The following is a 19,254-nucleotide window of genomic DNA, read 5'->3' on the forward strand; positions in this document are numbered from 1 at the left end:
AATAATGACCGAGCTGATCTTTGCCCTGGATATTGGTACACAATCCGTCACGGGCATTCTATTAGAAAAAACAAATGAAAAGTTCCGTGTCGTGGATTATTGTGTAAAGGAACATCAGAAGAGATCCATGCTGGATGGCCAAATTCATCATGTCGTTGGCGTTTCTCAAGTAATCGAAGAAGTCAAATCAGAGCTTGAAAAAAGACACGGCTCTTTGTATAAAGTATGTGTTGCTGCAGCTGGAAGATCTTTAAAAACAACTCAAGCCGAAGCTTCCATACAATTAAACCAGCAACCAATTACAGATGATGAAACAGTAAAACATTTGGAACTTAGTGCTGTTCAAATAGCACAGCAACAATTAGCATCTGAAGAAAAGAATAACGATTTTATGAATTATTATTGTGTCGGGTATTCCGTTTTACATTATAAACTCGACCAAGAAGAAATAGGGTCTTTTATTGATCAGACAGGAAATACAGCAACGGTGGAAATTATAGCGACCTTTTTACCGAAGATTGTCGTCGAATCATTGCTGGCCGCTCTGGATCGTGCAAATTTAAAAATGGAAGCTCTCACCTTAGAGCCAATTGCTGCTATTCGTGTCTTAATCCCCCCTTCCATGCGCCGCCTTAATGTAGCCCTTATTGACATTGGTGCAGGTACTAGTGATATAGCAATTACCGATAAAGGCACGGTCGTAGCCTACGGAATGGTTCCTATCGCCGGAGACGAAGTGACAGAGGCTATTAGCGATCATTACTTACTCGATTTTCCTATGGCGGAAAAGACAAAACGACAATTAGTTAATGACAGAGAAGCGGTTGTAGAAGATATACTGGGAATGAGAACGACCGTTACATATGAAGATCTTATTCAGGCAATATCAGAACACGTAGAAAAAATAGCTCACGCTCTTGCAGAAGAAATTTTTAATTTGAACGCGAAATCTCCTAAGGCAGTCATGCTTGTTGGAGGCGGCAGTCTGACACCTGAAATAACGAAAGCGTTGGCAAGCAAGTTACAACTGCCGAAAAATCGAGTAGCTGTCCGTGGAATTGATGCAATTCAAAGCTTAGAAAAAGATGACCGTATACCGGAAGGACCGGAATTTGTCACTCCAATAGGGATTGCGATTGCTGCAAAACAAAATCCGGTTCATTATATTAGTGTAAAAGTAAATAACAAGCCTGTTCGGATGTTTGAAATGAAACAGCTTACGATTGGAGATTGCTTAATTCAAGCAGGAATTGAGTTGAGAAAACTTTACGGAAAACCGGGATTGGCATCTATCATTCGGGTAAATGGTAAAGAACTTACGCTACCGGGAGAGTATGGCCAAGCACCTTCCATTCATTTAAATGGGGAGGTTAGAACAGCAGATAGTTTAATAGAAAATGGCGATGAAATACAAGTCGCAAAGGGAGCTGACGGCAAAAGTCCGACCTTTACTATTAACCAACTAACCGGTGATATGCCGCCAAATATTATTTACTTTAAAGACACACCATACAAATTGAAAACAAAGTACATTGTCAACGGACAAGCGGCATCAGGTGACTACACAGTTCAGGACCGGGATGAAATTTATTTTTATACTCCAAAATCGATCGAAGATTTTTTTGCACTGATCAACAAGGATAAAGATGAATTTTCAAACGACTTCGTTGTATATGTAAATAGCAAGGAAGTTCATGTGCAGGTTGGTAAAGCGCAATTACTGTTAAATGGCAAACAGGTTCCAATTACTGAATCGATAAAACATCAGGACCGTTTAACCATTTCACCTAGTAAACAACCGACAGTTATCGACGTGCTCGATCAAATAAATAAATCTTACTGGGATACCCTTTCCATTACATTTAATGGTAAACCAGTCACATTAAAACGCGAAAAGCAAATCGTTACGCGGAACAGTCATACATTGCATGCAGACAGCATATTACAGCACAATGATCAAATAAAAGTTAATTCTCGGTCACTGGAACCTTTTATTTTCCAAGATGTATTTCGCTTCGTTGATTTGGATTTGACGAATGCAAGCGGCAAATATCAATTATATAAAAATAATGAAGCTACAACCTTTTACGAAAAACTAGCACAAGGCGACCAACTTGCAATTCGGTGGGAATAATATAAAGCGGACTAATGGGATTGGAATATTCCTAGTATCAACTGTACCGACTCAAAAAGAATAGAACCATGAAAAAAAGTCTACGCCGCACTAAAAGATGCGCTCGTAGACTTTTTCACTTACTCATTTGTTTTGTTTTCAGCTTTTTCTTCAGTTTTTTTCTGAAAGTTTGCAACTTTATCTTGTGCTGTTTTAGTTATACCCTGTGTTTTTTCCGATACATTTTTAGTCATTTGTGCCGTTTTATCTTTTGCTCTTTGTTTTAGTTCAGTTCCTCTTTCAAAAGCTTTTTCTCTCCACTCTGAACTTCTTTCTTGTGCAGTATCTTTTAACTCACTGGCCCGATCCATTGCCTGGGATGCCCCATAATTAATATCCCCACGCAATTCTTTCCCGGGCTTCGGTGCAAATAGAAGTGCTACGGTAGCACCAACCATTCCACCAATAAATGTTCCAATAATAAAATCCTTTGTATTAATATTATTATCTGTCATTCTTTTCCTCCTCGTATACTACTTTATTTATTTTTCTTTCTTTTTACCATTTCCATCATTCCCATTCCCCATTTTACTGCCTGGGAAACCTTTTCCGAATCTTGGTCAGCCGATCTTGTGATATTTGATGATATCTTATTCAAAGATTGATTGAGATTTTTAATTGTTTCGCCAATCCCTTTTACCCCATCAAAGACTCCATTAAGTTTGGATGATTTGTTGTTTACATCTGCTGCCAATTCATTTGTCTTGTTTAAGAGTGCGGTTGTTTCCGATGTAATGCCTTCCATTTGTTTCTCCATACCTTCTAATGTATCCGCTACATTATTCATTGTGCGTTGTGTTGCTTTCAATGTCATTGCCAAATAAATGACTAATACGGCAAATGCTACAGCAACAATTAATACTGCGATTGATATTGCGATATTCATTATGTCCAGCTCCTTCAATTATGTAAGATTATTAGTTAGCACAAATGATGTTTGTATCTTTTACTATTAATACCCCTAATCGCTCAGACTAAACATCACTAGTTGAAGTGTTTAACTTGTCCAATTCATTAGTCAGAGTACTTCGTAATTATTATTATAATAACATCAGCTGTCCGTTAACAACAAGTAAAGCGCCCACATATGTTTAATTTAGAAATGTATGTGAACGCCTTAACTCTATACACTTTCCACGCGACCCAGTGTATCATCTTGTTTTAAAATATCTTCATAAGCTGCTTGGAATTTTTGAATGTCTCCTGCTCCCATAAATATTAATACACTGTTTTTAAAGAATCGTAATATATTCGTATGAGATAAATCCAACACTGAACTACCGCTAATCAGCTTTTTTAAATCCTCAATCGTAAGACTGCCATCCGCTTCCCTTGCAGAACTGAATATATCACATAAATAGACATGATCAGCCAAACTTAGGCTTTCTGCAAATTCATGTAAGAATGTTTTTGTTCTTGTGAACGTATGTGGTTGAAAAATAGCAATAACAGGCTTGTCGGGATATTTTTTTCTCGCAGATTCAATGGTTGCTTTGATTTCTATCGGATGATGGGCATAATCGTCAATCAATATTTGGTTACCGACTATTTTTTCAGTGAAACGACGCTTAACCCCTTTAAAAGATCGTATGCTTTTCATTTTGTCTGCTTCCATGCCTTCATAATGACAAAAAGCAATAACAGATAGCGCATTTAAAATATGATGGTTTCCATACAACGGAATCGTAAATGTATCATAATACGTATTCCGTACATAAACATCAAATTGGCTACCTTCTTTTGTTTCTATCACATTTTGTGCCTGAAAGTCGTTTACAGCATTAAATCCATAATAAACTACTGGTACTTTCCCTTGGATTTTCTGTAAATATTCATCATCACCACATGCAATAATCCCTTTTTTTACCTGATTGGCCATAGATTGAAAAGCATCAAATACATCATCTACACTTGTAAAATAATCCGGATGATCGTAGTCAATATTTGTCATGATCGCATAATCTGGACGGTAGCGTAAAAAATGCCGCTTATATTCACAAGCTTCAAAAACAAAGTATTTACTGTCAATATGACCTTTCCCTGTGCCATCACCGATTAAATAAGAAATAGGAGTTGCTTCGTTGAGAACATGTGCAAGCAATCCGGTTGTTGATGTTTTTCCATGGGCACCAGTGACAGCGATGCTCGTATATTGTTTTAGCCATTCCCCTAAGAATTCATGATATCTATAAAAAGTGAGTCCACGTTTTTTAGCTTCTTTAATTTCAATATGGTCTTCGGTAAATGCATTTCCTGCTATTACCGTATAATCATCTTTGATATTGTTTTCGGAAAAAGAGAAGATCGGAATGTTTTTTTTATCTAAAGCTGCTTGTGTAAAAAAGTGTTTGTCAACATCAGATCCTTGCACTTTTTCGCCTGAATCGTGCAAAATATGAGCTAACGCACTCATTCCAGTTCCCTTTATACCAATAAAATGGTAAATTGTCATAAAAAAGAACCTCCAAAAGTTAGGTGTACAAACCGTACAATCTTTCCAATTGAATCATTATTCACTAATTATATCAAAGTTTTTGCTGTAGTGAAATATAATTATTTGTCTGTTGCACAAAAAGGAAAAAGTTACGACCCATGATAAACTACTTTTTCCAAACGGGAGTTAGGTCGATAGCGTCTTCCTTCCTTTGCAGATGGTGTCCCATTCAATAACACATTATCACCCGTAAATCCAATATTTATTTTTAACAAGCTACTTCCAACGCCATACATATCTACTGGTACGCCAAGACTTTCAAAGTGACTGATCCGTTCTTCGCAAAACCCGCCACTCACAACAATATCAACATGTTGGAAACCTTCATCATCAAGTGCTTTCCTTAATGCAAAAATGAGTTCCGGATTAACACCTCTTGGATCAAAAGTTCCCATTAGATGATGATTCCTTAAAAAGTATTTATCCACAAGTGTTCTTGACGTATCCACCCGAACACCGCTTAATTCGTTTCCAAACTTACGTGCTACCTTTAACGAGTCGGTAATAACATCATTATTATAGTCGACAAGTGCAACTAAATCATCCTCGGGAAATGTTTCCTTATATGCAACAGATGCAGCAACGACATCACCACGAAACATTTGAATCATGGCATGAGGCATTGTTCCCATTCCTTTTTTCCCCCACCATTCACTCATTGCATGTGTTGCCTGCGCCGTCGATCCTCCTATAAAGGCTGCATAGCCATCACCGGCCTGTTGTGTAAAATGATCATCACGGTCTCCCATAAAGATAATCGGTTTTTGTTTTCCGGAAAATCGCGCCGCTTTTACGACATTATATACATTTGTTGCAACCGATGTTCTTCTTGATAAAACACCATCAATAATTCCCTCTAGAAACCCAAAATATTGATATGGACCCGAAATCGTTAATACCGTTTCGAATGGTTTAATACGATCTCCATCCTTTAAAGAATGCATTTCTAATTCTTCCGGTTTTTCCGCAAATGTGTGGACGAGCGCTATTGCCTCATCAGTGCCACATAATACGGCATCGCCTTTTTGAAAAAATTGCATTGTTACATGGTTATTCGGTAACTTTTTTTCAGCAATTTCCTTTGTTTTTAAAAAGTAAACTGCTGAAAACCAGCCTTCTCCAACCCGTTCATCGAATTTAAATGTTTTATTAGTTAAACGACTTATTTTGCCGTTCAGTTTTTGTTCTATTTCCTTCATCCCTAACCCCTCAATCTCAGCTAACGCTTATTTTCCCTAAGGATAAGTCGTTGTATACTATTAAAGCATACTTTCTTCTATTTGCGTCTTTGTTAATAGGATTTCCCGCGGCTTCGTACCATTTTGTGCAGCGATAACTCCTTTATTTTCCAAAGTATCAATTAATCGTGCAGCTCGGTTATAGCCGATTCGAAAATGTCTCTGTAGCAAGGAAGTGCTTGCATGTTCCTGTTCTGCTATAAATTGTATCACTGTTTCCAGTAATTCATCTTCCGTTTCATCGAGCGAAAAGTCTTTTAGCAATTCTTCCTGTTCGAACAAATATTCAGGTGAAGAAACAGTGCGGAAATAATCCGTAACTCGCTCAATTTCTTCATCCGAAACGAACGGTCCTTGTAGACGAATACTTTTCCCGGAACCATTTTCTATAAATAGCATGTCACCTTTCCCTAATAACTTCTCTGCTCCATTAGCATCAAGAATCGTTCTTGAATCAACCTGGGATGAGACACTAAATGCAATTCTTGTCGGTATATTTGCCTTAATTAATCCAGTAATAACATCAACGGATGGGCGTTGTGTTGCCAACAATAGATGGATCCCACAAGCTCGTGCTTTTTGTGCAATGCGACAAATGGCATCCTCCACATCCTGTGGAGCGACCATCATTAAGTCTGCTAACTCATCAATTACAATAATAATGTACGGCATCTTTTCCTCAGATAATTGTCCTAAGCTCACTTTTTTATTAAAGCGTTCCATATCTCTGACCCCGGCTTTAACAAACCTTTCATACCGGTTTTCCATTTCTTTTACCGCCCATTTCAATGCTTGCGTAGCCGCCTTTGCATCTGTTATAACCGGAGCTGCTAAGTGTGGAATACCGTTGTACGGTGCCAATTCAACCATCTTTGGATCAATAAGTAAAAACTTCACCTCATCATGCCGTGCTTTATAAAGTAAGCTAATTAATATCGTATTAATACAAACACTCTTTCCGGATCCTGTTGCTCCTGCAATTAATCCGTGTGGCATTTTTGCGATATCGGTGATAAGGGATTCTCCTTCAATCGTTACGCCGAGAATAGTCGAAAGTGGAGATTGATGATTTTTAAATTCATTGGATGAAACTATTTCTTGTAATCCAACCATCTCCGGTTTCGGGTTTGGCACTTCAATTCCAATCGTATGCTTACCGGGTATCGGTGCTTCTATCCGTATATCTTTCGCTGCCATATTCAGTTTAATATCATCACTTAAATTTTTAATTTTGCTTACTTTAACACCCAATTCGGGTTGTACTTCAAAACGAACAACCGACGGCCCTTTCGTTGTATTGACAACTTTCGCTCGCACATGAAAATATTTTAATGTACGTTCCAGCAATTGCTGTTGATCCTCGAGCCATATTTGATCATCGTCATTTACTTGTGCCGGTTCATTCAATAAGTTATTAGGTATCGGCTGATCTTTAACAGGCGTTCGTACTTGTGGATAAATCGACAGAGCCGGCATTTGTTTTTGACTAGTACTAGTCTCAGTTACTGCCTGCCCTGTTTCAATTGGCGCTGTTATGGCAGTCGATTTCATTGTTACGCTATTCACATGGACGGTTGGCTCTGTATGTATGGGCGTATTATTTTTTCTTTTAGTCTCTAATGAATAAACCGATTCCCGTTTAACCGGTGTCTCGTGTTGTTTAGTTTTTATGTCTTCGTGTTTTTCATTTGTTGATAACGACCTTTTCATCTTTCGTTCATTTATTCTTTTTGTTGCTGCATCTGTTTGAAGTACATGATTTATAATCGAAGCACCATCATGATCGGTTGGTGTTTCTTGCTCTGTTGTATGTTCGACCGCTTCGTCTTTTTTAAAACCGGTTTCCTCGTGCTTCTGTCTTCTTAAAAATGCAGGAATATTCTCAATATCTTTTGGTCTTTGCTGATAAACATGAGTATGTGAAGATTTCATTGTATCTTTTTCCGGATTATTTTCCGAAGTACGCTTGACAGCATGGGTATCCGTTGTATGTTGAGCGTTCGGTTCATCCGGAATTACGGGAAAGCGGAAAGAAGTCTGTTTTGGATATTGATACATCATTCGTGTATGTACTTTATCCTGTTGATAGTATACATCAACATCATCCTCCTGATCGCTGCGATCGCTAAATAATGCACGCAGTTTTCTTTTCCAACGGTTCCACATTGTCTCACCTTCTTCCAAAATATCACTATTCTTATAATACACATTTTAGCAGGTTTCTCAATTCATTGCAGAACCTTTTGAATTAATTTCAGCAGTAATGAAGAGAAAAAGCAATCTGTGTCGATTAACATCAATTGCTTTTTGAAACAGGTGCAAATACATTACAACTGTATAAAATCATATCATGACTAGGCATTTAATGTTGAGGCATAACAGGTCTTTACTTTTTTTTCGGCCGATTCTTTGCCAGAATAAAGATAGGTTCCAGTTTTTTATTATCATAGATAAAGGAAAGTGATGTGACCGGAATCCGTCCTTCAGCAAAAAACTTCATTGTCATCTGCGCCAAAATATCATACCCGGTTTTATTTTGAATATCGCCAAGAATAAGTACATCCTGATGCGGCACTGATATAGCCAATTCCCCTTTGCTATTTGCTTTCATTTCTTCGAGAAAAGCCTCATTTAAAACTCGACTAGCATCATAACCGTCCTGTGTCGCTATAAAATAAAAATCATTGCCGGCCACTTGATCCATTTTATAATCTGTTGAGAGTGAGCGGATATTAAATAAAGCCATCTCATGTATTCTCTCTTTGGACCATCGTTCTTCTTTCAGCATCACATCATCAATAAGACGGTACGACTTTCCTAAGTCAAGCGCATAAAAAATTCTTGTTTCCGCTGTATGATCAAGAAATACTAATTTCTTACCTGCTTTCGTTTCTGTCGGAAAAGAGGTAGAACGAATGACCGGATAAATATCCTTTTCCATCCCCGTTAAGTAATGTTCTTCATTCATAATCCGCAACGCCTCGGTAATATGCTCTACCAAATCATCAATGGCAGTTTCTCCTCTTTCATTATACTTAGCAATGACGTTTGGCATTGTAATAGTTATGCCTTGTTTTGATTCCTTCCACTCAATGCGAAAACGATCTTTGTCCCGGTTGTAGGATGTATGGTACCCGGGATCAGCAAGCCTTTCTTCTAAGATCCTTTTCAGCTTTATACTTGTCATCGTCATAAATATACCTCCTAGCTAACTAACAACACTTTTTAATATACGCTGTATGAATATATGACTTATCTAAATCTTTGTTCCACCTTTATCACAATAACTTCCTTAGCTCTCCCCATCATACCGTTGTTTCGATTTGCATTCAATGATCAGCTTCTTGCAGACCTTTTATGAATAATTGCTTAAAAGCTTTACTATATTTATAATGGAGCTGGAGGGATGAAGTATGAAACTAACGGTTTATTTAGCAGGAGAAATCCACAGTAATTGGCGCGAAGACGTGAAGAAAATAGCGAAAGAAAATGACCTGCCTTTACACTTTGTCGGACCGCAAACAGAGCATGCGGTTTCTGACGACATTGGTGAAAAGATTCTCGGGGAGCAACCAAACAAACTGTATAAAGATGAGGCAGCTTCCAACATTAATAACTTTCGGACGCAAATACTCATGCAAAAAGCGGACGCAATGATTGCTTTGTTCGGAGAAGATTATCGTCAATGGAACACAGCCATGGATGCGAGTGCAGCCATCACAATGAACAAACCGACTATTATTATTCGCCCTGAGTCGTTGATCCACCCTTTAAAAGAACTTTCAAATAAAGCAAACATTACTGTTGAATCTGTTGACCAGGCATTAGAAGTATTACGTTACGTATATGAGTAAGAAAAGCACAAGCGCCCTGCTTAGAAACGTAGCGACTGGACCGAAGCAACTGAGATAAAGGAATCACGATGAGCTGTGCGAATCGACGATGACTTATCGTAAGGCGCTGCGGGAAGTCGCCTAGTTTCTGGGCGCTTAAGCTAGACAACTATGCGCAAAATTTTTATACTTTCTGACCTTGTAAGAAAAGCGCAAGCGACCTCGCAGGCTAAAAGCACAACATTCTGGGACTGTAGCTACGCTTTCGTCCCACCGAAAAGAATTGTACGTCGGAGCTAGACAGATATGCGGAAAATTATATACATTCTTGTCTTTAAATAAAGAGGCTGGGCATAACGAAGTTGCTAAGTTAGTAATCCGAACAATGAACTAGATTAGCTCCGGAAACATACGTAGACTCCTGCAGAAAAAAAGGCATCGGTGAGACCCCGGAAGAGCGTTAACTCTGAAGAGGCTCATTAGCCGCCTGCGGCAAAGAAGACACCGTGAGTGCGAATGCATGAACGGATGTCGCGCTTGTGCCCCATGGGTGAAAACGAAGTATATTTCCGGAGCGGGATTATACTCTAAATATCATTGTTCGGTTTTTTTATTAGATAAAATACTTCTATCCCAGCCTCTTTATTTTTGAGCAAATAACCATTGACCTTTAAGTAAACGAACAACATGAGAAAACATTTCCTGTCTGGAGATTTCATTATTTGTAAAGATGCCGATGGCGCCTTCCTTTTGTCGAACTTCTTTTTGCTTGGCATACATATCCATCACTTCCCCAAGTTCGAAACCCGCTTGAAGCTGGTGCTTTATTTCTACTGGCAAAACAATTCGTGCACCACTGGCAGTAAAAACTTTTTCATCAGATGTGACGAGAGCCCCCCAATTGCATAAAAACAACTCATTTTCGACATACATCACACCGCCTTCCAAACCAATGCCAACTGTTCCCGGCCAATCCTTAATACACTCCATTCCCCGATTGATTGCTCCCAATCTTGTTTCTGCATCGGAAAACGGTTGGGGAGAAACATGGGAGCTTACGTTGAGAGAACGTAAATTTGCAGATGGAAAAGTGGATTGAACAGCTTGTATTTTCGCCTTATTTTTTGATCCAATCGTAATTCTCATAGACACCTCGACTTAACTTGATTGACGAATTTGTTCTAATAAATTGTTATCTGTCGATTTTACTAATTTAACTAATAAAGCTTTAGCGGCTTCATAATCATCAACATGGATCATTGAAGCAGAAGTATGAATGTATCTCGAACAGATACCAATTACCGCAGACGGTACGCCGTCGTTTGCTGTGTGGACCCGTCCGGCATCGGTGCCTCCCTGTGACACAAAATATTGGTATGGTATATGATTTGATTCAGCAGTATCAAGTATAAAGTCTTTTAAACCACGATGCGTAATCATTGTTCGGTCGAAAATGCGTAACAATGCTCCTTCTCCTAATTTTCCGAATGCCTTCTCGTTGTTGTCCATATCATTTGCAGGAGAAGCATCCAATGCATAAAATATATCCGGTTGAATCATATGTGCCGCAACTTTTGCTCCTCGAAGACCTACTTCTTCTTGGACAGTTGCTCCTGCAACTAGATGGTTCGGTAGGTTTTCGTTTTGCAATTCTTTTAATAATTCGATCGCCAAGCCACATCCGTAACGGTTATCCCATGCTTTAGCCAAGATTTTTTTACTATTTGCCATTGGCGTAAACGGGCAGATGGGAACTATAGAATCGCCTGGCTTCACACCAATTTTTAACGCATCATCCTGATCATCTGCACCTATATCAATGACCATATTTTTTAATTCCATCGGCTTTTTACGCTGCTCGGGCGTTAAATTATGAGGTGGGGTAGAGCCAATAACCCCAATAATTGGACCATTCTTCGTCATAATTTGGACTCGTTGCGCCAAAAGTACTTGATTCCACCATCCTCCGAGAGTCTGAAAGCGTATCATCCCATTTTTTGTTATTTGGGTAACCATAAATCCTACTTCATCCATATGACCCGCAACCATAACGGTTGGACCGTCGCCATTTTTAACCCCAAAAACACCGCCTAAGTTATCTTGAATGATTTCATCCGCATATTTTCCCAATTCATTTTTCATAAATTTCCGTACGGCGTGTTCATTTCCTGGTGCCCCTTGTAATTCGGTTAATGTTTTAAAAAGCTGCGTCGTATCCTTTTTCAATCTATATCTCCTCCATTTCCGATTTCCTTATTTATGTACTATTACGTAGTATAACTCATAGCATCCACATCATTCCAACTTCCCGTGCCGAATGGTTGTAGATTTTCACGTAATTATCTTTTTTGATACAGGCAACAGTTAGGTCTCCTCATTTTTACTTTACCAATTTTTCATGTATACTATGGACAAGTGACGACTATAGCTAGAGGTGATAATTGTGCATAAAAACTTAACTAGAACAATCGTATCAATAGGAATTGGTATAACTATTGGCTACATCCTGAAACAACAGTTGCAAACCTATCAAAAAGTCACACCTGAAAAAGCTTTGATTATGGCAAAAGAAACGTTTAAAAAATCCGGACCGATCAGTGGCTCGTGGATCTATATGAAACCGGAGGAAATCGAGCAAAACGGGCTGCTCTATACGGCCTACCGAGGCGGAATTACACGAAATATTGACGGGAAAAATCATCAATACGAATTTTATACAGATGTACAAACCGGCGCCGTCATTGGTGCTGTTCAGACGGAGTAAAGCCACCCTTTAACACGGATGGCTTTTACTTTTTCATTTTATTTCCTTTTACGTATACGAATACCTTTCCCTTTTCACCTCTGATAACTTTTCACCCTGATCATCAAATCTGATCGCACGATAATACGCATCGTGATAAAAAGTAAACCAGGCTTTTCGTTCGTAGCCATAATCCATCCACTTATCCTTTTGGTGAACGGAAGTAACAGGGAAATCATCATAGGCGAGCGCCCATAACTTATTTTGATGGCCATGCGTAGGCATAATATCGGCCATATGAATGAAGCAATTATCATCATCCTCAAAAATGATAATGGAATGCCCATCACTATGACCACTCGTGTGAATCATCTTTAACCCATCCACAATTTCCAATTCATAATCAAATGTATGCACAAAATCCTGAATTGGCTCCCAGTTCATTTTCCAGTATGTATTTTTTGATCGCATATTGGGGTTCTTCATTTCATTCCATTCAATAGCTGATACGTAGATAGGTGTCTGATCAAAAACCGGGACAAAAGAATCGTATACTTTACGTGTTAACCCACATGCGTGATCAAAATGAAGGTGTGTCATCAAAATCATGTCAATATCCGTAATTTGTAAAGCTAACTTCGCAAGCGATGTTTCAATCGCTGATTCTTCTAGTACACCGAAATTGCGCATTTGTTTATCTGTTAGCTTCCCATTACCCATACCTGAGTCAATTAAAATATTTTTACCGTCAATTTGGAGTAGAATTGGATCTGTTCGTAATTCAATTTGATTATTTGCATTCACAGGGTACTTTTTACTCCACAATGCCTTAGGCACTACACCAAACATTGCTCCGCCGTCAAGAAAGTTAACTCCCCCATTTAACCAGGTTAAAGTTGCACGCCCGATTTGCAGCTGCTCCATTTTCTCGTCCTCCCTAAAAATTGCTATTGGATTTAATACCCAGTCACTATCAGCATTTTGTATAGTATAACAAAAATGAAACATAATATCATTGAGGTGATTTGTTTTGAAACTGACAGTCAATAATCAACTAACATTACTACATGATATTCTGGATGAGCAAAAGGAAGAAAACGATGGAAATATTACAGAATACCAACAAATTAAACGTCTCGTCCAATCGATGATGGCCAATAATGCAATTCCTGATGATGAAACACTTTTTCAAGTATTGCCTGAAATTTATCATTACGGTTTCCAAGGCGAGTTTGTGCAATGTTTAACTGAACACATTCACACAAATAAAGATAACATTGAAAATTGGCTCCAAGCGATTCAGCAGGCTAAATCCATATATTAATCTATTCCGTCTGTTTCTTGTTCTTCATGAAGAGTAAAAGTGTCTGTGTGCACTTCTTCCCATTCCGGTCGTTTAATGGAAGTCGTTTGGCAATGCTTTAATAAGGCTTCCATTGCTTTTAACTGAACACTTTTAAGAGAAGTCTTCAGTTGGCGCTTTTCCTTAAACCACTCATCATACTGCGCCTTTCCTATAATTTTTGTATGGTAAGGCTCTGTCGTGAATATGATATTATTTATACGAGACACTACCGTCTTCTTAATTGTAAAATCAATTTTATATGTATTTAAAATGGAGCGAATGATTTGTTCCGTACGTTTCAAGGAAATTAGTGGACTAATATGCTTAATCACCGTATCTCCGTTATCGATGCTCCATGTTCGATCATTACCAGCCATGATGGTCGCATGAGGATCATCTTCCATTAGATAGATAATTTCAATTCCGATTGGACTGATTAAAATAATTTCCCCTTCTATGGGGGCCTTTTTAATGTTGAAGATAGGATAGTACATCATTAAATAGATATCAGGAATCCGTTGTAAAAAATATTTGAGATTGCGATCGCTTTTATATTTTTGATCCGTAAAAGAAACCTCTGACACCGTAGAAGTTGCCCACTTTAATTGGATTGGAAAAAGTTGATCAAGAAAGTAGTGTTTCAATTCCAATTTTTCCTTTGGTAAGCCCAGTTTATTGGCTTGCGTCTCCTCATCCGGATGTTCTTTACCCATTTTAAAAAATTTACGGGATTTAGAACCTGTAAAAGCTTCTTCCTCATTATCTCGCTCTTCATTTTGCTCATTAATCCATAATTGAACAAGCTTTTGCCAATTATCTTTCTTTAAACGAATATATTGACTCGGATAACGATATGCATTCCATTCATACCTGGAAACATAATCCTTTAGTTTGACTAATTGTGCCATGCCCTTACCTCCAGTGATGAACAAACGTTAATAAGATCATTGTTTTAGTTCATTTAAATAAATACATTCGTTTTTCGTTAGTTCCCTCACCTCTCCTGGTATGAGATTATCATCCAATACTAATTCACCCATCCGTATCCTTTTCAAATAGATTACTTTTTTTCCCATCGCTGCAAACATTCGTTTTACTTGATGAAATTTTCCTTCTGTAATTGTTAGTTCAATTTCTGAAAGTGCCGCACTCGAAATGATGTGTAACGTTGCAGGTTTTGTATCATATCCATCATCCAGCCTAATACCTCTTTTGAATTGGACAACATCTTCTTCTGTTACTTTTCCATTTATTTTAGCGTAATACGTTTTTTCAACATTTTTCCTCGGAGACGTTAACAAGTGAGCAGTATTCCCGTCATTTGTTAATAAAAGCAGGCCTTCCGTATCTTTATCCAGACGACCGACGGGAAAGGGGTTGAACAGTTGCCATTTTGCCGGCAGTAAATCGATAACAGTTTTTTCACGCGTATCTTCTGTTGCTGAGATATACCCCGGTAATTTATTCATCATAAGATAAATATAATTTTTATAATGAACATGATGTTCATCTACTTTTATACACTGTGAATCAGGTTCCACATGCGTGCTTCCATCCTTTATTACTTTATCATCGACCTTAACTCTTTTTTTCTTAAGCATAACCTTTACATCTTTACGACTTCCATAGCCCATATTGGAAAGAACTTTATCCAGCCGCACGTTTTCACTCTCCTAAAATTTTCGTATAAAACGTTCCAGTACCGCTATTCGGCTACCTAATGTACGCTCAAGCAACGTTGATTGATAAGCAAACCATAAATATACGATACCACCAATACTAACCCCGCCAACTAGCATTACGATAGCCCCTAAGCGGCTTTCTTCGTATGATATTATCATTCCCAGTAAAAGCTTAACGAGTAAAATAGTTACAAGCATAATAATTGAAAAAATCATTACTAATAAAAAACGCTTCACTATCTGTTTGTAAGAGAAATGAATCGTATAATTAATCCGCCATAAATTCAAAACTACAGCCGTACCTACTGCCAATCCAGTAGCAATTATCGCTCCCTTGGCACCAAACGTATGAATGAGCACCATATTAAATAACGCTTTGATCAAGAAACCAGCACCAAGACTTACTAAAGAAAATCGTTGCTCATTAATTCCTTGTAAAACAGCTGCAGAAACCGTGAATAAAGCAAATAGTAATGCAACCGGCGCATACCAGGCTAAAAGGCTGCTTGTCAACTCAAAATGTTCAAATCCATAAAATGATCCATATGCCACGTCCGATAAAACAGACATACCAATAACAGCAGGAACGACAAGTACGATTATAATTTGTAATGCTTGATTAATTTGTTGGAATAATAATTCCCGGTTATTTTGTGTAAAAGATTTTGTGAGCACAGGTAAAATAGCTAATGATAACCCGGTTGCCAAAGTTACGGGAATGATCACAAGCTTATGCCCATATAAATTAATCGCAGATAATGCAAATTCAGATATACCACTTTGATTTATTGCATCCATCGCCCGGTTAAATGTAAATGTGTCCACCGATTGGTATAGTGGAATGGCAATCCCTACTAATACAAATGGACCTGCATATTGAAAAAGTTCAATGAATAAATCTTTTTTTGAAAGATCATAGTACGTTTTTTGCTGCTTTAACTGATTTCTCAAACGGTCTTTTCTTTTTATCCAATAAATCCATAAAACAATGCAAGATGCCAATGCGCCAACAAAGGCTGCAAATGTTGCAAAACCAACAGCGGTTGGGATAGAACCGTCAAATATTTGAACAACAAGAAAAACACCAATTAAAACAAATGCGATCCGGATAATCTGTTCAACAACCTGAGAAACTGCAGTCGGTCCCATCGATTGATGACCTTGAAAAAAACCTCGCACAATACTCATTCCCGGAATAATGAGTAATGCAAAACTTACCATTTGGATAACCATTTTAACATCTTCTACCGTATTTCCATGCGTATCTTCTTTATGTATCATTATATTAGCTAACCAATCAGCACTGAAAAATAATACGAGAAAAGACAAAAGACCTGTTATTGCCATTAATGTTAAACCGGCACGGAACATGCGCATTCCGGTTTCATAATCACCTAGTGAGTTATATTTGGAAATGAACTTAGAAACTGCCAACGGTACACCAACTGTTGAAATACTAATTAATATCGTATAAGGATTATACGCATAATAATACAATGCACCACCTTGTCCACCTACAAGGGCATTAAATGGAATAACATAAATCATTCCGAGAAATTTCGATAAAAAGGACGCACCAGTTAATAACATAGTGCCTCTTACAAAATTCGACATTATTTCACCTGCATTATAATTAAGATAATCGTGCATTTAAGTGTTATTTTATCATACATTTCAGCTTCACGAACAATTTTCATTTTCTTTTATTTTCCGCCTTCATACGCCAATGATTAGTATATCATATAACAAAGATGATAAAATTAACTCGAAAGGAATGAATCTGATTGATATATGATGTCATTATAATCGGTGGTGGACCATCAGGACTGATGGCCGCGATTTCCACAGCAGAAAAAGGCGCCAAAACGATGTTGATTGAAAAAGGAAATAAACTTGGAACAAAGCTCGCTATATCCGGTGGTGGACGCTGTAATGTAACGAATCGTCTCCCGGAAGAAGAAGTTATAAAACATATTCCTGGGAATGGCAAGTTTTTGTATAGTCCATTTTCCGTATTCAATAATTACGATATCATTGACTTTTTTGAAAATATGGGAGTAAAACTGAAAGAAGAAGACCACGGCCGTATGTTTCCTGCTTCTAATTCAGCAAAAACGGTCGTCGATACACTAATAAATAAACTGGATAGTCTTCACGTAGACGTGCACAAAAACACGCGGGTAGATGCAGTACATTACACTCAGCAAAACCACACCGTAATAACAGAAGGGAATCAAAAAATTAGAACAAAAGCAGTTATTCTTGCAGTCGGTGGCAAATCAGTACCACATACCGGATCAACCGGAGATGGATATGCATGGGCTAAAAAAGCCGGTCATACAATTACACAGCTCTATCCAACCGAAGTTCCATTAACTTCAAATGAGGCTTTTATTAAAAATAAAAGCTTACAAGGACTTTCCTTACGTGATATAGAATTAACAGTCTTCAATAAAAAAACAAAACCAATTGTCACTCATCGTATGGACATGGTCTTTACTCATTTCGGAATTTCAGGACCTGCTGTACTACGTTGTTCCCAATTTGTTGTAAAAGAATTATTAAAGAATAATCAAAATCGAGTACTCTTGTCCATCGATCTATTACCTGACACTAACATGCAACAGCTGCAAGATACATTATTTAATTCTGCAAAAAATAATCCGAAAAAATCACTTAAAAATACGTTTAAAGGAATCGTTCCCGAACGATTTTTAGAATTTATCCTTAACGTAAATGAAATAAACAGCGAACAAAAAGCAGCGAATATATCCAAAGAAACAATTCATTTAATTGTTGGCAATATAAAAAAATTCACTTTTTACGTCAATGGTTCATTACCGATAGAAAAAGCATTTGTAACAGGTGGTGGTGTAAGTATAAAGGAGATCATTCCAAAGACAATGGAATCAAAAATAATGGACAACCTATTCTTCTGTGGTGAAATTTTGGATATTCATGGTTATACTGGTGGCTATAACATAACTGCCGCTCTTGTAACAGGAAGACTTGCAGGTTGGAATGCCGCCCGTAATTTATGATGAAATAGTTGGCAGATGATTCCTGGCATTTATTTATATAAATCGTGCAAAACTAATAGTGTCTGAAAGCTAAGAAAGGGTGAGTATGTGATGCAAAAAAACAGCATGTGGTTACCTTTAGTCGCTTCTATTGGAGTAGGAGCAGTAACTTATTACACAATTTCTAAAAATAACCATTCGATTGGTCAAACGTTCCAAAAAGTTATCCCCTATGTCTCTCAAATGAGTAGTACAAGTGGAAGCGGACAGTTAGGGCCATATGGAATGAGCTGACAGGCTAAAACGCGCACATTTTATGTGCGCGTTTTTATATTACCAAACAAAAAACACGTAGAAATAGTGAATTATCACTCATTTCTACGTGTTTTTCCGACGTTCGAATGTCGGATTACTATATTTTTTATGACTAGACTATGTCTCGTCACAAAATCATCAGTTTTGTTGAGGTAGTTATTACGTTTTTAAGCAGGCTTTTCTACCTTGAAAACTAAATAAGAATCGTTTCATCAATGGGCATCGCCAACAGAAATAGTTAGTTAAGTCCTCGAACCATTAGTATCCGTCAGCTTCACGTGTCACCACGCTTCCACCTCGGACCTATCAACCTCATCGTCTCTGAGGGGTCTTACTCACTCGAAGTGATGGGAAGTCTCATCTTGAGGCGGGCTTCATGCTTAGATGCTTTCAGCACTTATCCGTGCCACA

At 37.9% G+C, this 19,254-nt stretch carries 18 protein-coding genes and 1 rRNA gene; 6 read left to right on the plus strand and 13 right to left on the minus strand.

Going from position 1 to position 19,254, the window contains the following annotated elements; all coding sequences use genetic code 11:
- The first annotated feature begins 4 nt into the window (after positions 1 to 4).
- Complete coding sequence (locus tag ACLIBG_RS10350) at positions 5 to 2,134, plus strand: cell division protein FtsA (protein WP_439312688.1); 2,130 nt, start codon at positions 5 to 7, stop codon at positions 2,132 to 2,134.
- A gap of 119 nt (positions 2,135 to 2,253) precedes the next feature.
- On the opposite strand, the gene ACLIBG_RS10355 is transcribed toward ACLIBG_RS10350, so the two are convergent.
- The 6 genes from ACLIBG_RS10355 to ACLIBG_RS10380 form a co-directional block, all read right to left on the minus strand.
- A complete protein-coding gene (locus tag ACLIBG_RS10355; protein WP_439312689.1) occupies positions 2,254 to 2,628 on the minus strand; it encodes a YtxH domain-containing protein in 375 nt (124 codons plus the stop codon).
- Between the two features lie 23 nt (positions 2,629 to 2,651).
- Positions 2,652 to 3,059 carry a DUF948 domain-containing protein gene (locus tag ACLIBG_RS10360; protein ID WP_439312690.1) on the minus strand — a complete coding sequence of 136 codons (408 nt, stop codon included), beginning with the start codon at positions 3,057 to 3,059 and terminating at the stop codon, positions 2,652 to 2,654.
- Positions 3,060 to 3,296: 237 nt separating this feature from the next.
- Entirely contained in the window at positions 3,297 to 4,625 is a 1,329-nt protein-coding gene (gene murC / locus ACLIBG_RS10365) for a UDP-N-acetylmuramate--L-alanine ligase (protein WP_439312691.1), read from the minus strand.
- A 131-nt stretch (positions 4,626 to 4,756) separates the two neighbouring features.
- Positions 4,757 to 5,866: a nicotinate phosphoribosyltransferase gene (locus ACLIBG_RS10370; protein WP_439312692.1), complete on the minus strand. Its 1,110-nt coding sequence runs from the start codon at positions 5,864 to 5,866 to the stop codon at positions 4,757 to 4,759.
- A gap of 60 nt (positions 5,867 to 5,926) precedes the next feature.
- Complete coding sequence (locus tag ACLIBG_RS10375) at positions 5,927 to 8,071, minus strand: DNA translocase FtsK (RefSeq protein ID WP_439312693.1); 2,145 nt, start codon at positions 8,069 to 8,071, stop codon at positions 5,927 to 5,929.
- A 220-nt stretch (positions 8,072 to 8,291) separates the two neighbouring features.
- Complete coding sequence (locus tag ACLIBG_RS10380; RefSeq protein WP_439312694.1) at positions 8,292 to 9,098, minus strand: DUF1444 domain-containing protein; 807 nt, start codon at positions 9,096 to 9,098, stop codon at positions 8,292 to 8,294.
- Positions 9,099 to 9,318: 220 nt separating this feature from the next.
- Here ACLIBG_RS10380 and ACLIBG_RS10385 point away from each other — a divergent pair, with 220 nt between their 5' ends.
- On the plus strand, positions 9,319 to 9,759 hold the full coding sequence (locus ACLIBG_RS10385) for a YtoQ family protein (RefSeq protein WP_439312695.1): 441 nt from the start codon (positions 9,319 to 9,321) through the stop codon (positions 9,757 to 9,759).
- A gap of 621 nt (positions 9,760 to 10,380) precedes the next feature.
- On the opposite strand, the gene ACLIBG_RS10390 is transcribed toward ACLIBG_RS10385, so the two are convergent.
- A complete protein-coding gene (locus tag ACLIBG_RS10390; RefSeq protein ID WP_439312696.1) occupies positions 10,381 to 10,884 on the minus strand; it encodes a DUF84 family protein in 504 nt (167 codons plus the stop codon).
- Between the two features lie 12 nt (positions 10,885 to 10,896).
- Positions 10,897 to 11,964 (minus strand): M42 family metallopeptidase, encoded by a 1,068-nt coding sequence (locus ACLIBG_RS10395; protein ID WP_439312697.1) that lies wholly within the window; start codon positions 11,962 to 11,964, stop codon positions 10,897 to 10,899.
- Between the two features lie 217 nt (positions 11,965 to 12,181).
- Between ACLIBG_RS10395 and ACLIBG_RS10400 the strand changes: the two genes are divergently transcribed.
- Positions 12,182 to 12,502 carry a PepSY domain-containing protein gene (locus ACLIBG_RS10400; RefSeq protein WP_439312698.1) on the plus strand — a complete coding sequence of 107 codons (321 nt, stop codon included), beginning with the start codon at positions 12,182 to 12,184 and terminating at the stop codon, positions 12,500 to 12,502.
- A 48-nt stretch (positions 12,503 to 12,550) separates the two neighbouring features.
- On the opposite strand, the gene ACLIBG_RS10405 is transcribed toward ACLIBG_RS10400, so the two are convergent.
- On the minus strand, positions 12,551 to 13,405 hold the full coding sequence (locus tag ACLIBG_RS10405; protein WP_439312699.1) for a YtnP family quorum-quenching lactonase: 855 nt from the start codon (positions 13,403 to 13,405) through the stop codon (positions 12,551 to 12,553).
- A 106-nt stretch (positions 13,406 to 13,511) separates the two neighbouring features.
- Between ACLIBG_RS10405 and ACLIBG_RS10410 the strand changes: the two genes are divergently transcribed.
- On the plus strand, positions 13,512 to 13,805 hold the full coding sequence (locus ACLIBG_RS10410) for a YtzH-like family protein (protein WP_439312700.1): 294 nt from the start codon (positions 13,512 to 13,514) through the stop codon (positions 13,803 to 13,805).
- Here ACLIBG_RS10410 and ACLIBG_RS10415 read toward each other — a convergent pair.
- From ACLIBG_RS10415 to ACLIBG_RS10425, 3 genes are read right to left on the minus strand one after another with little or no spacing between them, the layout of a single operon-like run.
- A complete protein-coding gene (locus tag ACLIBG_RS10415; RefSeq protein WP_439312701.1) occupies positions 13,802 to 14,734 on the minus strand; it encodes an NERD domain-containing protein in 933 nt (310 codons plus the stop codon). The two genes, ACLIBG_RS10410 and ACLIBG_RS10415, sit on opposite strands and share 4 nt — an antisense overlap.
- A gap of 36 nt (positions 14,735 to 14,770) precedes the next feature.
- Entirely contained in the window at positions 14,771 to 15,487 is a 717-nt protein-coding gene (locus tag ACLIBG_RS10420; protein WP_439312702.1) for a pseudouridine synthase, read from the minus strand.
- Between the two features lie 12 nt (positions 15,488 to 15,499).
- Entirely contained in the window at positions 15,500 to 17,122 is a 1,623-nt protein-coding gene (locus tag ACLIBG_RS10425; protein ID WP_439312703.1) for a putative polysaccharide biosynthesis protein, read from the minus strand.
- Positions 17,123 to 17,292: 170 nt separating this feature from the next.
- On the opposite strand from ACLIBG_RS10425, the gene ACLIBG_RS10430 reads away from it, so the two are divergent.
- Both ACLIBG_RS10430 and ACLIBG_RS10435 read left to right on the plus strand, forming a co-directional pair.
- Complete coding sequence (locus tag ACLIBG_RS10430; protein ID WP_439312704.1) at positions 17,293 to 18,549, plus strand: NAD(P)/FAD-dependent oxidoreductase; 1,257 nt, start codon at positions 17,293 to 17,295, stop codon at positions 18,547 to 18,549.
- A 90-nt stretch (positions 18,550 to 18,639) separates the two neighbouring features.
- Positions 18,640 to 18,822: a hypothetical protein gene (locus tag ACLIBG_RS10435; protein ID WP_439312705.1), complete on the plus strand. Its 183-nt coding sequence runs from the start codon at positions 18,640 to 18,642 to the stop codon at positions 18,820 to 18,822.
- A 259-nt stretch (positions 18,823 to 19,081) separates the two neighbouring features.
- Here ACLIBG_RS10435 and ACLIBG_RS10440 read toward each other — a convergent pair.
- Positions 19,082 to 19,254: ribosomal RNA gene (locus ACLIBG_RS10440) — 23S ribosomal RNA — on the minus strand; the annotation flags it as partial.

Origin of the sequence: Virgibacillus sp. W0181 (assembly GCF_051846915.1) — a bacterium.
GTDB lineage: Bacteria > Bacillota > Bacilli > Bacillales > Amphibacillaceae > JBPYCR01.

Bases quoted from the DNA above. Each gene is read 5' to 3' on its own strand.
- ACLIBG_RS10350 (WP_439312688.1), top strand. From the start codon at position 5: ATGACCGAGCTGATCTTTGCCCTGGATATTGGTACACAATCCGTCACG.
- ACLIBG_RS10355 (WP_439312689.1), bottom strand. From the start codon at position 2,628: ATGACAGATAATAATATTAATACAAAGGATTTTATTATTGGAACATTT.
- ACLIBG_RS10360 (WP_439312690.1), bottom strand. From the start codon at position 3,059: ATGAATATCGCAATATCAATCGCAGTATTAATTGTTGCTGTAGCATTT.
- murC (WP_439312691.1), bottom strand. From the start codon at position 4,625: ATGACAATTTACCATTTTATTGGTATAAAGGGAACTGGAATGAGTGCG.
- ACLIBG_RS10370 (WP_439312692.1), bottom strand. From the start codon at position 5,866: ATGAAGGAAATAGAACAAAAACTGAACGGCAAAATAAGTCGTTTAACT.
- ACLIBG_RS10375 (WP_439312693.1), bottom strand. From the start codon at position 8,071: ATGTGGAACCGTTGGAAAAGAAAACTGCGTGCATTATTTAGCGATCGC.
- ACLIBG_RS10380 (WP_439312694.1), bottom strand. From the start codon at position 9,098: ATGACGATGACAAGTATAAAGCTGAAAAGGATCTTAGAAGAAAGGCTT.
- ACLIBG_RS10385 (WP_439312695.1), top strand. From the start codon at position 9,319: ATGAAACTAACGGTTTATTTAGCAGGAGAAATCCACAGTAATTGGCGC.
- ACLIBG_RS10390 (WP_439312696.1), bottom strand. From the start codon at position 10,884: ATGAGAATTACGATTGGATCAAAAAATAAGGCGAAAATACAAGCTGTT.
- ACLIBG_RS10405 (WP_439312699.1), bottom strand. From the start codon at position 13,405: ATGGAGCAGCTGCAAATCGGGCGTGCAACTTTAACCTGGTTAAATGGG.
- ACLIBG_RS10415 (WP_439312701.1), bottom strand. From the start codon at position 14,734: ATGGCACAATTAGTCAAACTAAAGGATTATGTTTCCAGGTATGAATGG.
- ACLIBG_RS10425 (WP_439312703.1), bottom strand. From the start codon at position 17,122: ATGTCGAATTTTGTAAGAGGCACTATGTTATTAACTGGTGCGTCCTTT.
- ACLIBG_RS10435 (WP_439312705.1), top strand. From the start codon at position 18,640: ATGCAAAAAAACAGCATGTGGTTACCTTTAGTCGCTTCTATTGGAGTA.